Source organism: Patulibacter defluvii (genome assembly GCF_034096925.1).
Classification (GTDB): Bacteria; Actinomycetota; Thermoleophilia; order Solirubrobacterales; family Solirubrobacteraceae; genus Patulibacter; species Patulibacter defluvii.
Genome location: NZ_JAWZSQ010000009.1, coordinates 83,656 through 97,605, shown reverse-complemented (window position 1 = coordinate 97,605; position 13,950 = coordinate 83,656). Strand labels below are relative to the sequence as shown.

General features: G+C 71.6%; 10 protein-coding genes and 1 CRISPR repeat array (1 of these 11 only partly in view). All 10 genes read right to left on the bottom strand.

Annotation, left to right across the window (positions count from 1 at the left end; translation table 11 throughout):
* A CRISPR array of direct repeats spans positions 1 to 860; the repeat unit is 36 nt; unit sequence GCTTCTACGAAGAGGCCGCAGAACGACCTGTACGAC; it reaches 1,222 nt to the left of the window's first position.
* A gap of 184 nt (positions 861 to 1,044) precedes the next feature.
* Positions 1,045 to 1,344: a CRISPR-associated endonuclease Cas2 gene (gene cas2, locus SH587_RS11635; protein WP_320670780.1), complete on the bottom strand. Its 300-nt coding sequence runs from the start codon at positions 1,342 to 1,344 to the stop codon at positions 1,045 to 1,047.
* Positions 1,344 to 2,702 (bottom strand): CRISPR-associated endonuclease Cas1, encoded by a 1,359-nt coding sequence (cas1, locus tag SH587_RS11630; RefSeq protein WP_320670844.1) that lies wholly within the window; start codon positions 2,700 to 2,702, stop codon positions 1,344 to 1,346. Before cas1 ends, cas2 begins: the two co-directional genes overlap by 1 nt.
* The gene (locus SH587_RS11625) at positions 2,633 to 3,067 is read right to left on the bottom strand and encodes a CRISPR-associated protein Cas4 (protein ID WP_320670779.1); all 435 of its coding nucleotides are present in this window, start codon (positions 3,065 to 3,067) and stop codon (positions 2,633 to 2,635) included. Before SH587_RS11625 ends, cas1 begins: the two co-directional genes overlap by 70 nt.
* Positions 3,064 to 4,011 (bottom strand): hypothetical protein, encoded by a 948-nt coding sequence (locus tag SH587_RS11620; RefSeq protein WP_320670778.1) that lies wholly within the window; start codon positions 4,009 to 4,011, stop codon positions 3,064 to 3,066. Before SH587_RS11620 ends, SH587_RS11625 begins: the two co-directional genes overlap by 4 nt.
* A gap of 1 nt (position 4,012) precedes the next feature.
* Complete coding sequence (gene cas3g / locus SH587_RS11615; RefSeq protein ID WP_320670777.1) at positions 4,013 to 7,438, bottom strand: type I-G CRISPR-associated helicase/endonuclease Cas3g; 3,426 nt, start codon at positions 7,436 to 7,438, stop codon at positions 4,013 to 4,015.
* Positions 7,435 to 9,135 (bottom strand): type I-G CRISPR-associated protein Csb2, encoded by a 1,701-nt coding sequence (gene csb2 / locus SH587_RS11610; protein WP_320670776.1) that lies wholly within the window; start codon positions 9,133 to 9,135, stop codon positions 7,435 to 7,437. Before csb2 ends, cas3g begins: the two co-directional genes overlap by 4 nt.
* Before the next feature lie 2 nt (positions 9,136 to 9,137).
* The gene (gene cas7g / locus SH587_RS11605; protein WP_320670775.1) at positions 9,138 to 10,310 is read right to left on the bottom strand and encodes a type I-G CRISPR-associated RAMP protein Csb1/Cas7g; all 1,173 of its coding nucleotides are present in this window, start codon (positions 10,308 to 10,310) and stop codon (positions 9,138 to 9,140) included.
* Between the two features lie 667 nt (positions 10,311 to 10,977).
* Positions 10,978 to 12,294: a hypothetical protein gene (locus SH587_RS11600; protein WP_320670774.1), complete on the bottom strand. Its 1,317-nt coding sequence runs from the start codon at positions 12,292 to 12,294 to the stop codon at positions 10,978 to 10,980.
* A 100-nt stretch (positions 12,295 to 12,394) separates the two neighbouring features.
* On the bottom strand, positions 12,395 to 12,715 hold the full coding sequence (locus tag SH587_RS11595; RefSeq protein ID WP_320670773.1) for a hypothetical protein: 321 nt from the start codon (positions 12,713 to 12,715) through the stop codon (positions 12,395 to 12,397).
* A 522-nt stretch (positions 12,716 to 13,237) separates the two neighbouring features.
* Complete coding sequence (locus SH587_RS11590; RefSeq protein WP_320670772.1) at positions 13,238 to 13,852, bottom strand: hypothetical protein; 615 nt, start codon at positions 13,850 to 13,852, stop codon at positions 13,238 to 13,240.
* Positions 13,853 to 13,950 lie beyond the last annotated feature (98 nt).

The window sequence follows — 13,950 nt, the reverse complement described above, 5'->3', positions numbered from 1 at the left end:
TAGCAGTCGGCCAGCGTCTTGGAGCTTCTACGAAGAGGCCGCAGAACGACCTGTACGACTCGAGGGTGTCGATCACGACGCCGACCGCCTCAGGCTTCTACGAAGAGGCCGCAGAACGACCTGTACGACCACGGTCGCGATCTCGTCGCCCGAGTCGGGGTCGTAGAAGCTTCTACGAAGAGGCCGCAGAACGACCTGTACGACACGAGGAACATCATGGCTGACGACTACCTCATCATCGAGCTTCTACGAAGAGGCCGCAGAACGACCTGTACGACGATGCCAGCCATCGCGGCAGACCTCCGTGTCCGTTGATGCTTCTACGAAGAGGCCGCAGAACGACCTGTACGACACCGTCATCACGACGCCATCTCCCGCTCGATGTCGCTTCTACGAAGAGGCCGCAGAACGACCTGTACGACCCGCTCGCCAGCGACGGACGTTGTCCGGCATCTCGCGCTTCTACGAAGAGGCCGCAGAACGACCTGTACGACGGCGGTTCTCGATCCCGGCCTCGTGCTGCTCCTGCGTGCTTCTACGAAGAGGCCGCAGAACGACCTGTACGACCGGTGCGGCTCGTCGGCGGCGCACCAGAACTCGTGCAGGCTTCTACGAAGAGGCCGCAGAACGACCTGTACGACGAACGGGCCGAGATCGACCGTGGCAAGCCGCGGGGAGCTTCTACGAAGAGGCCGCAGAACGACCTGTACGACGTCGCGTGACGCGCAGCGCAAGTTCCAGGCGCTGTCGCTTCTACGAAGAGGCCGCAGAACGACCTGTACGACCCCGAAGTACCCTTCCGTGTAATCAACGTACTGCTCGTAGCTTCTACGAAGAGGCCGCAGAACGACCTGTACGACGGCTCGCAGAATACGGCCTCCATTTGCAGGCGTTTCGGAGGGGAGCGCGAGAGGTGGTCGCGGAGCGGCCCATGCCGGACCATCGGCACCGGTCTCGGAACCGCAGAACCCTTTCGTTGCAGGGAGATCGTCGCGCGAGAGGTCACCGGGAAACGGGCCACCACCTGACCGCTCGCGACGAGGGTCACCAGATCGCCGGTTCGTCCTCGTCGGGGATCTTCGGCGCTCGACCCAGGTGCTCGACCCGTCTGCTGGCACGACCCTGGGGCGGGCCGAGGTCGAAGATCGCCACATGATCCTCGTCCAGGTGCATCACCTTGCGCAAGGCGGCGCGAAGGGCCACCATCTCCTGGCGGGTGAGGTCGCAGACGTAGACCGAGTACTGCAGGCGCTCGCCGTGGTCGACGACGACGTCGTGCACCCGCTTCAGGCGTCGCGGGTGCCGGATGTCGTACGTGACCAGGAACCGGATCCGCTCGGCCATCAGCGCGTCGTCAACGGTCGATAGCCCTCGAGCTGGCCGTCGATCACCGCTGCCAGCTGCCGTGCCTGCAGCTCCATCGCCCGCCGGTAGCTGACGCGGTAGCCGTACAGCGGATGCTCCAGCGTCACCGCGACGCGCCGCTCGTAGGCCGCGATCACCCGCTTGCGGCCCGCATCGGTCAGCGCCACGGCACCCCCGCGCTGGACGAAGTCCCGCGGACGCAGCTCGCCGTTGTTGATCGCCGTCACGACTGTCGAGTCGCCGACCAGAGGCCGGAACTCCTCGGCCAGGTCGAGTGCCAACGACGGACGCCCGTGCCGTGGCCGGTGCAGCAGACCGACCTGCGGATCGAGCCCCGCCGCGAGGCACGCCACCGTCGTGTCCCGGACCAGCAGCGCGTACGCGAACGAGAGCATCGCGTTGACCCGGTCGGTCGGCGGCCGGCGGTTGCGGCCCTCGAAGCGGAACTCGTCGCCGTGGCGCTTCAGGAGCGAGGGGAAGCCGTCGAAGTAGATCCGCGCTCCGGTGCCTTCGAGGCCCAGCAAGGACGCCGGATCGCTCTCGGCCTCGGCGGTCCGCGCCAGGTCCGTCAGCTGCGACGCCGCGTCGCGCTGGGTCTCCCCACCCAGGCGACGCAGGAGCGTGCGCTGGTTTCGGAGCTTGCCGGCGATCATCGCGGCGGCGACCGCGCCGCGGGCAGGGTCGAGGGCGAGCATCGTCTGCGCCATCCGTCGCGCCACCCACGACCCGCCGTGGGCGATCGCGTAGCCACTGAGCCACCCGCCGGAGGTGAACCACAGGATCGGCGTGTCCTGCTCCAAGCAGGCGCGGACGGCTCCGCTGCTGATCGTGACGTTGCCGAAGACCGCCACGTGCGCGACGTCCAGGAGCCGGCGACTGGCGACCTTCTCGCCCTGGTGCTCGAGTTCCAGCCGGCCGCCCTTCTGCCGCACGAAGGCCCCTGGCGTCATCACGTACAGCGGCGAGCGTGGGTCGTCGCGGGCCACGAGCCTGCGCGGCTTCTCGGCCGTCCGGTCACGCAGCAGGTTGACCTCGTCCGGCAGACAGACGCCGACCAGCGAACAGCGCGGACACTTGGGGCTGTCGACGAGCGGCGGTGGAGGCCCGGTACGAGCGGCATTGGTGCGAACCTCCGCCACCAGGCCGGCGATCCACGCCTCTGCGTCGTCGGCGATCGGCACGTCGTGCCGTGACCGGGTCTCGGCGAAGAAGACCTCCGCGTGCGGCACGACATGGCCCTGCTCACGCAGCAGCAGCGCCTGGGCGGTCAGCTGGGCGCGCTCGGGCTCCCAGACGACAGGTCCTCCTCGGCGGGGGCGGCCGCGCTTCGTCTCGATCGAATCGCCTGCCCGTCGCGGAAGTCGACGCGATCGAGCTTGGCGGTCACGCCCAAGCGGGACGAGCTGATCGGGAGCGCGGTGACCGAACGGGGCCGGTGGGCGTTCGCGTCATCGACGTGCTCGGAGTCGTCGGCAGCGTCGCCTTCCGGAGGATCACCGGACGGTGGCTCAGGCGTGCCACCTCGCTCCTCGTCGACCCGGCGGTGCACGTCCCGGCCCTCGACCGTCTCCAGGTTGTCGACGAAGGCCTTCGCCTCCCACTCCAACCACGCCAGCCGCGGGCAGTAGACATGCTCGTTGAGGATCCGGGCGGGAACGAGCGCGTCGTCCGGCGGCGGCTCGTGCCCGCCGGCCAGCGTCACGCGACCCGTTCCCCCCAGCGGAACACCCCGATCATCGAGTTGATCGGGACCGACGACGCGCGATGGACCCCGGTGATGCCACGTGCGGCAAGCCAGCGGGGATCGGGGGAGGCGACGTGGATCGCGGCGACATCGAGCAGCCGGGCCAGTTCGCGTGCGCCGACCGGGAACGACCACGTGGGCCACGAGAGCGTCGGCTCACCGCTGACCAGGTCCGTGAACAACGGCCCGCCGACGATCCGCTGCGTGCCTCGCCGGACGCCGACCGGATGCAGCGCCAGGATCCCCAGCCACAGCAGGCGGTAGAGCAGGACCGAATGACTGCCGACATCGGAGGGCTTGCGGCCGGTGGTGCCGCCGAAGGTCTGGACCTCGGGCACCAGGCCGAGCCCGCGTCCCGACTTGCCGTTGCGCCAGACCGGACCCTCGGTCAGCTCCCGTGCCAGATCGGGCACCTTCAGCGGCAGCTTCTCCGCGATCCCCGACAGGTCGGCCTTGACGCCACGCAGCAGTCGGCTGCGGCTGGGGACCCCGCCGTCGTCGAGCACGGCGTCGGTGACGAGCGCGCGCAGCAGCCGTTGCTCACCGATCAGGCGCGGGTCGCCGGTCGCCTTCGCCGCGGCGTCCTGCTCGTCCACCCGGCGCCGCAGATTCCGCAGCGTCTGCGCGGGGTCGGACGTCGCGGCCAACATCGGCTTGATCGCCTGCCCGACCTTCTGGCCTGGCCAGATCCGGTCGAGCTGCGGCCACGGCGCGTCGACGATCGCCTGCGCGGCGCGTTCGGCCGTGGCCTCGGAGCGGATCTCCAAGACCTCTCCGCCGAGATCGCGGCGCCAGAGGGCCTGCGCGTCGAGGCCGGCGTCGCTGATCGCGGTCAGCAACCCGACGGTCGCGATCGGCATGTACGGCGCCTGCGGCCGCATCCAGGGCAGATCGAAGGCCATCTCAGCGCCCCTCCGCCGAAACGGTCCGGTCGGCGAGAACCAGCAGCGATTGCAGGTAGGCGAGCGACCATGGGCCATGGCGGGCCGTCAGCCGCTCGAACCGGCGGAGCGATTCGCCGTCGCCCCAGGCCTCGGTGTCCGAGCCGGTGGCGGTGCCGGCGACGCCGGCGGCATCGACGTGGAACGAGCGGGCGGGCGCGCCGGGACCGGGGACGGGGGGCAGCGGGTGCGCCGCGCCGTGGTGGCCGTCGACGAGGCCACGCACCAGGTCGATGTCGATACCGCGTTCCGGCTCGTCGAGCAGGCCGCCGATCCGGTCGTGGGCGAGGGCGTCGTCGAGGATCGCCGTCGACGCCTGTTCGTGCCGCCATCCCGACGGCAAGCCCGATCCCAGCCGGGCGGTGCGGTCGGCGCGGCGGTCGTCGGTCCCGAAGACGCTCTTCGCGATCGGGCTCGCCAGCGGGGGCGCGACGCCACCGCGGAAGAACGCCTGCATCCGCGGATCGGCCTTGCCGTGGTCGTGGACGCGTGCGGCCAGCACCAGCGACCGGACGAGGACCTCGGAGAGCCCGGCGGCCCGGGCGAACCACGCCGTCCGGTCGGCCACCGCGTGCGCGTGTGCTTCGAGCGTCGGTGGGTCCTCTCCCCAGGGGCGCACCCGGTCGTGGGCGGTGGCGGTCGGCAGCAGCACCCAGCCGCCGGTCGCCATCGGCGGGTCCTCGCCGGGCAGCAGCGCGCCGTCGGCGGAGCCGTCGCGAGATCCGATGTCGTCTTCGGTGAGGGCGTCGCCGGCGAACTCGTCGAGCTCGGGCTCTTCGTCCCGGTCCTCCACATCGCCGAGAAACAGGGCCGCGTCGTCGGGGACCGTCGGCATGCCGAGGAACAGCCCGGCGGGATCGTCGACGGGGTCGGTCAGCTCGGGCGGCAGGTTCGGGGTGATCCGGCGCAGCTCGACCTCGGTCGGGGCGAGGCCCGAGGCGGTGAGGGGCACCCCACCGGCGAGCCGGGTGTCGTCGGTCGCCGCGAGGACCGGATGGTCACTGAGCTCGGAGAACAAGTCGCGGAACACCGCGAGCCGGCCGGCGCCGGTCTTCGCGTTGTCGAGCCGCCGTTCGAAGGCCGCGACCCGCCGCAGGATGCGCCGCACGCGCTGCGCCCGCGGACCGGCGAGCGGGATCGCGTCCTCGTACGCGGCATCGAGCGCCCCCGCCGTGAGACGCAACGGATGCGGACGGGCCGGAGGGTCTCCGGGCAGGACGAGCGGCTTGACGTCTCCGGCGACGTCGGTGCCGTGCGGCGACGCGATCGCCAGACCGGCGTCGTCGACCCCGCCGAGCGTCGTCGGCAGGACGAGCAGATCGCCAGGGCGCAGGTCGCGGATCGCCAGGCCGTCGCTGAACCGGCCGTCATCGACCGAGCGGCCGGGCAGCAGCTCGTCGTCGCGCCGGACCAGGAACGGGATGCCGTCGAAACGCTGCTGGGCGTCGTTCGGCGGCGGAGCCGCCGGCGGGGCGCTTCCCTCGACATCGGCCGCACCCTCGATCAGCTGCTCCTGTCGGCTCCTCGGGACCTGCACCTGCCCGGTACGGACGGCCAGCAGCGTGCGCACCGCGGCGATGCTCATGGTCAGCTGCTCGTCGCGGCGCGGGGGAACGAGGCGGAGCAGCGACGCACGGTAGGCGTGGGCTCCGGCGGTGAGATCGTCTTCGGCGAGATCGGCTCGCCAGCAGACGCTGACATCGCTGTCGGGCTCCGACTCGGCGCCGCGCAGGAACGCATCGACGTCTGGGTCGCTCCGCCGATGCGGTCGCGGGCTGGTCTGCGTCAGCAACTCGATCACCTGGTCGCCCAGCTCGGCGGCGTGCGCGCGCTTCGCGACCGGCGGGGGAGGCATCGCGATCAACGAGGCGACCGAGACGTCGATGGCATCCGCCGCCGTGCGAGGGAGCGTCCGCGACAGCCACTCCCAGGCGGCCTCCTCGTCGTCCGCGTAGAGCGGGAAGCCGACGTGGCGGACGATCGTCGCGAGGCCCTCCGCTGGCGTGGTGCCGTCTGCGGCGTGGGCCTCGGGACGGAGGCGCCCGGTCCGGTTCAGGCGACCGAGCCGCTGGGTCAACGCCACCGCCGAGGCCGACTGGGTGACGAGCGCTTCGACGTCGGCGTCGAGGCCGACCTCGAAGGTCTGGGTGGCGACGACGACCAGCGGTCGGGCCGCGACGGCGCCGTCGAGCAGCACCTCCCGTGGCGTGGTCGTGGCCGCGCCGGCGCCATCGATCCGGCGGTCCAGGCTGTGGCGACGATCGGCCGGCCGCTGCGGACCGATCAGGAGCACGGTCTCCGGTCGGCCTTCCGGTTCGACCTTCTCGTATGCCTTGGTGAGCCGGTCGTAGACGTGACGCGCGGTCCGCACGCTGTTGACCACGCAGGCCACCGTCCGTCGGCCGCCGTCGAGGTGCTCGCCGACCGCTGCCGCGAGGGCGGTGACTTGATCGCCGTCGGAGGTGCCGTCCGCCTCGACCAGCTCGGCGTGCTTTGGTGCCTGGAGACGGGTCACCAGCGCCGGGACCGCGCGGTCGTCCTCGGAAAGCTGGATTCGATCGCCGTCGTCGTCGGCGGCGGTGGCCGAGAGACGGATCAGCCGCAGCGATGGGGCGGTGGTGTCGCCGCTCGCCTGGCGTCGGTTGCGGATCGCCTGGACAGTGTCGGCGAACGGCTCGGACAGGTGGGCTTCGTCGAGGCAGATCGTGGTGTCGCAGGCGGCCAGCGCGGCGCCGAGCGGCAGCGAGCGATCACCGAGGCCGTAACCGCGGAAGAGCAGCCGCGAACCGATCTGGGCGACGGTGCTGGTGATCACCTCGGCCTGCATCGGGTGCTGCCCGAGCGACGGGATCGCGACGCCACCGCGCCAGCGGGTGGCGATGAGCGGCTGGCCGCGGAGGGCCTGGTGCTCGGGAGTCAGCGCCGGATCATCGACCGCCGGCGCCGTCGAGTCCGGCGCCTCGTCAACGGCCGCGCCGGTGGCCGTGGCCCAGCCGCCCGCGGGCGGCGTGCCCTTCAGGCGCTCCAGCCGGGCCGCGACGTCGTGGAGCGGGTCGGCGGGGTCGCCGAGGGCGGCGGCCAGCTTCCGGGCCAGCCGCTCGGCCTGGTCGTGGACCTCGTCGACCAGCAGCCGGCGGTCGATCGCCCAGACGATCCGCGCTCCGACCGTTCGCTCGCGCGGCGGCCGGTCGGCCTGGGCGGCGAGCGCCCAGACCAGGGCGTCGACGACCGTCGTCTTGCCGCTGCCGGTGGGCACCGCGATCGTCAGCGGGGCGGGGCCGCCGACGACGCTTGGCGCCTCTTGGGCAAGCCGCTCGGCCAGCTTCCGCTGCCACGGATACGGCGCGTGGCCGCGGACCTCCCGCAGGAACGTGTCGAAGTCGATCATGCGGCTGACTCCTCGACGTCGGCGGCCAGCTGCACGTTCGGCAGGCACAGCCCGACCCCGAAGTGCCGCGCGCGGCCGAGCACCAGCGGCCCGATCACCGGTCGCTCGAAGGTGATGCGCAGATGGCTGCGGGGTCCGTCCAGCGGGCCGCGCCAATCCGGCGGCACCAGCCGGTCGGGCCAGAGCCGATCCGGCGCGCCGCCCAGCGGCGCGTGCTCCAGCACCTCGACGGCGATCGGGTCGGGCAGGCCGACGTGGCTGCAGTCCTTCGCGATCTGACGGAGCAGGCCGCGCGGCCCGGTCGACGTCCGCCGGTGGGCGTGGACGACGGGCAGGACGGTCTCCCAGACCCGGCTGGCCCGTCGGTAGCGCGCGTCGCGCAGGGTCTGGAGCAGCGGCCGATTCGGGTTCGGCGCGCGCAGGAAGACGCGGCCGGCGTTCGGTACGTCGATCCAGCGGCGGCCGGTGACGCCGACGAACTGCATCAGTCCCTGCCTGACCCGTTCGGCCTGCGCGGCGACGTCGGCGACGCGGTCCTCGTGGGGGAGCAGGACCGCGATCCCGCGGACGATCCCGTCGGCGGGGATCCGGTGCTGCTGCTCGACCTCGTCGCGCTTCGAGCGCTTGACGATCGTGCCGACGAACGGCAGCGGCACGATCGCGGCGTGGGGCTCGTCGCCGTGCCCCCGCAGGACCGGTGGAGCCTCGCCGTCGGTGCCGATCGCGGTGTAGGCCCCGAGCAGGGCCTCGCGGAAGGCGCGGGCAAGCAGGAACCCCGCGGCGGCCTTCGGGCGCAGCTGGCTGTGGCGCGGGGGCTTGTCGTTCTCGCGACGGGCGCGTTCGTCTCGTCGCTCCTCGGCTGTCTCCGGTCCGGGGTCGAGCTCCAGCACGAGCATCTCGCCCCACTGCCGCGGGTCGAGGGGCTCCGCAGCCTCGGCGGCGAGCCGGCGCGAGTCGAGCACGTACGGGAGAACGTTGCCCATCGCGATGCCGGGAACGTGCTCGCCGGTGGCGACCGCCTTCTTCCCCGTCGAGCGGCGGGCCTCGTGACGCTGGTCGAAGGCGCGGAGCAGGCCCGGGTTGGGGACGCGGACCTCGGCGTCACCGCGGCCGCTTCCGACGCTGGGCTTCCACTGGTCGCCGACGGAGAGCGTGGCCTCGGAGCCAAGGGCGCGGGCGATCACCGGCGAACGCGAGGTCCCGAGGAACGTCAGCTCGTCGAGCAGGGCGTTGAGCAACCGGCGCTCGTCGTCGTCCAGGTCGAGGTCCGGCCAGTGGATCTCGACGGGACGGTCGCCGATCGCGACCCCGCCCTTGTGGACCTCCGTGCGTTCGCGCGCGAGGTTGCGGGGCGAGAGGCCGCTGGACTTGACCTCGCTGTCGCTGTGGTTGCGCGGCGCCCAGCGCGAAGCGCCGCGGAGCGCGACGACGATGTCGGTGCCGAGCGTCTTCCCGTCGGTGCTGGGCTCGTCGGGGCCGATCACCGCGGGTGCGACGATCACGGGCGGGTCCGCTGCGCAGATCCGTTCGAGCAGTCCACGAGCGGCGTCGGTGTCGGCCCCGGGCGCCTCGTGCGCAGCGGCCAGCAGGGCGCCGATCAGCCGTACCGGGCTCGGCGGCCACTCCGGCGCGCCGAAGCGCGCGTTCGACAGCGCGTGGTAGACGCCGAGCGGGAAGCGGACCTCGATCCGCAGCACGGCTACTGCTCCTTCTTCTTGGCGTCGGCGATCGACCGCTGGACGAGGCCATCGAGGGTCTTGCCGGCCTGGAGCGTGATCTTGCGGTCCTTGATCCCGACTCGCGCGACGGCGTCGTCGAGCAGTCGGCGGGCCTCGACGACGTCGAGGTCGAACGGCTCGGCCTGGCCGCCGGCGCGGGCGATCCGGAACTGCAGGGCGGTGGTGGGGACGAAGGTCGCGCCGGAGCGCAGGTCCCAGCCCTGGTCGTCGCGCAGCAGCAGCCCGTAGAGCGCCAGCAGGGCCAGCAGGACACGGACCTCGGTCTCGTCGTACTGCTCGAACCCGAGGCGGCGCAGGGCCGGGAAGGAGAGGTAGCCGAGGTAACGGGCCTCGGCGATCGAGACGGTCTGCTTCGTGCGGACCGGCGGGATCGAGCTGAGACCCTGGGCCGAGAGCTTCTGCTCGCCCTTGGGCAGATCGCTGGCCTGGCCGAGGTTGAGCGGGTCGCGACGGGCGGCGATCGGCTGCTGGACGAAGGGGGAGTTGAGCGCCTTCTGGCCCTCGCCCTGCTTGGCGTTGTCGACGAGGGCGGCTACGACCTGCGCGTCGCGATCGTCGTCGGGCAGCAGACCGATCAGGCTGGTCGTGAGGCTGCGGGCCAGGCGGATCTGGCCGTGCGGGCCCTTGCGGTGCGAGTCCCAGACGCCGAGCAGCAGGTCGTGCGCGGAGGTCTCCAGCAACGCGTCGAGCTTGCGCGGGTGGGCGAGCGTCAGGTCGTGCCCCTGCTGGGTGTCCTCGAACTTCGTGCCGTCCTCGTTCTCCGACAGCCTGATCCAGGCATCGAACACGCGATGGGGCGCCTCGAGGGTGGTGATCTCGATCGGCGAGAGGTCGTGCCCGGGGTCGACGGTCGTCCGCGCAACCGGCAGTGGGTAGTCGCCGGCGCGGTCCAACTCGGCCAGCGCCTCCTCGATCCGGTTGGCGGCCGAGCCGACGCTGTCGAGCTCGATCACCTGGTGGACCCCGCCGTCGATGCTGCGCGGATGGATCTCCAGATCCCCGTCGTAGCTCGGTGGTTTGACGTTCAGGCCGCCTGCTGGCGCAAGCCGCTGCTCGATCTCGATGCCGGCAGGGCGGTTGGCGGTGGGGGCGGAGGCGAGGCCTTCGCGGAGGGTGGCGAGGAGGTCGGTCATGGTGGCTCGGGTGGAGGTCGTGGTCGGGGTTCGGCCGTGGACGGCCCGCGCTCGCCCGTGAGCGCCTGAGTCGGCATGGGCTGTCCGACTGGCGGAGGAACATACAGTCGTCTCCCAGATATGTCTAGGGATCCTGAAGCGAGGATCGGATCTGCAGTCCCAACTTGAACTAACCTGAATCTGTCGCTGCGGCGCGACACGGGATGGTTCGCAGGCCCCTTGTTGTGGCCTCTCGGTAGAAGCAGGTTCGAGCAGGTCGGGACTGCTCGCGCAGGAATCTGGGCAGGCCTGATGGCCTCTCCGTCGTCGCGCGGTTGCTCGGGGGCGCCGCCCGGCTACGCGGGCGAACCGCTCGCCAACGCGCGTCAGCAGCTCCGGCTTAGGAGGGCGAGCGGCGGTCGACGTCAACACGTCGGTGACCAGCCTGACCTCGGCGGATCGTCGGCGACTGCACGGCTCCCGACGCGGGCGGACAGGCCGCGGCTGGGGGCGGTCCCACGGCTCGGATGCCGGCCGCGTAGCCGTCACGGAAACCGGCTCGGTAAGCCAGCCGGGTTACCGACGGACAGACGGCCGCGCCGGCGAGCGTCACGAAGAGGGCCGCGTGGAGCCTCGGGGTCGTCATCGGCGGATCGCCAGCGTCAGGCGGCCGTGGGCCGTCATCGGGTTAGGGGCATCGCTGGACGTCGGCGGCGACGGCGTCCGCCGTCGCCTTGAGACGTTGGGCGTGCGACGGTAGGAAGACGTCTGGCTGTCCACCCGGCATGCGCCGGTGCGCACGGAACGCGACGGTGGTGGTGCCGCTGAATGCGACCGTCGCGGGGCACCTCCGAGCGGCAGCGACCTGGGCGTCGGTTTCCGCGCGGGTCAGGCCAATCCCCCAGGCAACGGCGCCGGGCCGGGAGAACAAGTGCCCGCCCGTTCGCGGGCTGGCCAGGAGCGCTGCGGACTGCGCGACGGAGAATGCGACCACGACGACAGCCGCCAAGCGCGACCAGCGTCCTGGGTGCTGTGCCGCGAGCCAACCGCCGGTCACCGCCAGCGGCAAGAGGAGCGCTTCGATCGGGGCGAGGACGGTCAGGGAGGTGCCCGTCTTGAGCAGCGACCCGGCGGTCAAGAGCATCCCGACGCTGATCGCCACCGCGACACGCCATTGAGCGTCGTCGCGGGGGCGCCATCCGTTGCGGTAGGCGACGACGACGGCTAGGAGCCCGAGCGCGAGTCCGGCCATGTTCCACAGCACTTGGGCGGCGAGTTCGGCGAGGTAGTGCAGGTCGTGGCGGCCAACCTCGAGTTGGGCCAGAACGGCCTGCTCGATGACGCCGGAGCCGAAGGTCGACAGCGAACCGCCGGCGATCGCCGCGGCGCTCGCGGCGAAGCCGAACAGCCCGCGCTTCCGGTCGGCCAGGAACCAGAGCGTGACCACGGCCGGTAGCGCCATCGGCAGCTTCACGCCGATCGCCGCGGCCAGGAGCGCACCGGCGCACAACGAGCCGGAGCGACGGGCGCCGAGGACGGCGGCGGCGGCAAGCAGCGGCAGCGCTACCGCCTCGACGGAGAAGATTCCCTGTTCATGTACCGACCAGGGCAGCAGCATCCCGAGCGGGGGGAGCACGGCCGCCACCAGGCGGGAACCGCTGATCCGCCAAGCCACCGTCGCCAACATCGCCAAGGAGGCGAGCTGCAGCAGCGCCATCGCCGCGCGGAGCGCGTCGAGCGAATCGACCACCGCCAGTACGCCAGCGCCGATCCCGAACGCCAGCGGCGGCTGAGCTACCACCAGCTGACCGTAGAGGTCGCCTCCATCGAGCAGGGCACGGGCCGTCAGGGCGTAGGTGCCCTCGGAGACGTTCCAGTCTTGGTGCCAGCGCAACGCGAAGACTGCAGCGCTCAGCAGAGCGGCGACGCCGAATCCAACCAGCGGGAAGAGGTGCCCGTGGCGAAAACTCAGAGGCGGCTCCAGGTCGACGTCGGACGATTCCACGCCGGGAATCCTATCGATTGGAAAACATCTATGGATCCATAGATGCCCATCGGAAAGGGCCCCGGCTCGATGAACCGGGGCCCCTCCGAACGGCACCCACCTAGCAGGTGATGGTGCTCCGGATCATGAGGTAGTGCTGATCCGGGTTCTCGCCGGCGAGGTGACCCGCCGCGTAGTGCACGTTGTTGTGCCAGCCCCAGTCCCAGTCGTAGACGAACGCGGCACCGTAGGTGGCGTTCTTCCGCCACGTGTAGGTGCCGTCGTACATCCCGTAGCCGTAGCTGCCGTTCACCCAGCAGACCGTGCCGGGGGCGGGCTCAGCCATGGCGGGGGCGGCGGCCCCGCCGAGCACGCCCAAGGCGGCCGTGACGGTGGCCGCCGCGGCCAGGAGGTGGCGCTTCAGGCGCCCGTTTCGAACCATTACAACTCCTCGTTGTAGGTGGATGGTTGGTACGAGCTGCGCGGGATCGCCGAATGGCTTTCACGCACAACCGAACGAGCTAGTTGCTCGACCGGCGGGCGCTCGCGCGAGCCCGTAGCCGCGTGGCGGAGTGGGGATTTGCGCTCGCCGCACCGGTTGGGGTGCTGAACCGGTTGGCATCGGGCGCACGGGTACACTGGGCCATGCTGTTCCTCCGAGTTTGGTGTGTAGGAGCAGCGGCGTTCCACGGCGCGTCACCGCCGTGATTGGGGTCCCGCCGGCGACGCCGGTGGGACCCTGGATGCCGCTAACCGGACGTTGCTGAGCGGTGCCGGGACGGCGGTCCCCGTTGCCGTGACCGCGGGGGTGCGGCTGGCATGCACGCCTGCGGGGACCGCTGTCCTCGGTGCTGCGCTGGTGCCCTCGTTCCGTCCAGCGCCGTCCCATGCCGCTCGGGAGGAGTGGGCGTCGCGGACGTGGGGCGACCCGGCGCAGCGGCGCGCGGGCCGCGGTCGACGCCGGTCAAGCATGATCCTCCGCCAGCAACGAGGAGGTGGACGCGCGGCGGCGCTGGTAGGGTCGGCGGTGGCGGTCGTAGCGTGGTGCGTGTTGAGCTTCGGCCCGGGCCTGGTAGCGCAACGAACGGCGTTCGCGGACCCGGCGCAGGAGTTGTGGGTCGTCGGGGCCGTTGTGAACGATCACGGACCGAGCGACCCAGTCCCTGCGGCGACGGGGCACGAGGACGAACACGACGTCGTCGCCGACCTCGAGGAACCCGATGCCGCGAAGCTGCCGCTCAGGATCGAGCCACGAGGGCGCCGAAAGCCCGAACTCTCCGAGGCCGGCCAGGTACCGCATTTGCTGTCGGACGCGTTCCAGCCGCGCTCGCAGAGGCGGGGGCACGTCCGCGGCTCGCAGCTCGGGCGCCTCGAAGCGCGCCCACCAGCGCAGGACGTCGGGGTCCTGCAGGACGCGGCGCGCGAACTGCACCGCCGCGTGGGCGGTGATCGATCGCTCGCGCAGCTCGGTGAAGGGCGGCGCGGGCGCGACCGCCTGTGCCGTTGCTGGCTCGGCGTCCCAGAGGGACACCAGGTCGTCGCTGGCGAACTGGCCGAAGGGGTCGTCTGGCAGGAGCATCGGGGCCGGTCGCAGCGGGGCTGGCTGCTGCGATGCCGATGAACCTAAGACGGCTCTGTTTCTGTGCCTAGTCTTCGGTTGGAAGCTTCCAGGGTTGG

What these genes read in the sequence shown, in the direction of transcription:
- cas2 (WP_320670780.1), bottom strand. Translation starts at nt 1,344, where the DNA reads ATGGCCGAGCGGATCCGGTTCCTGGTCACGTACGACATCCGGCACCCG.
- SH587_RS11620 (WP_320670778.1), bottom strand. Translation starts at nt 4,011, where the DNA reads ATGGCCTTCGATCTGCCCTGGATGCGGCCGCAGGCGCCGTACATGCCG.
- cas3g (WP_320670777.1), bottom strand. Translation starts at nt 7,438, where the DNA reads ATGATCGACTTCGACACGTTCCTGCGGGAGGTCCGCGGCCACGCGCCG.
- cas7g (WP_320670775.1), bottom strand. Translation starts at nt 10,310, where the DNA reads ATGACCGACCTCCTCGCCACCCTCCGCGAAGGCCTCGCCTCCGCCCCC.
- SH587_RS11595 (WP_320670773.1), bottom strand. Translation starts at nt 12,715, where the DNA reads ATGGTTCGAAACGGGCGCCTGAAGCGCCACCTCCTGGCCGCGGCGGCC.
- SH587_RS11590 (WP_320670772.1), bottom strand. Translation starts at nt 13,852, where the DNA reads ATGCTCCTGCCAGACGACCCCTTCGGCCAGTTCGCCAGCGACGACCTG.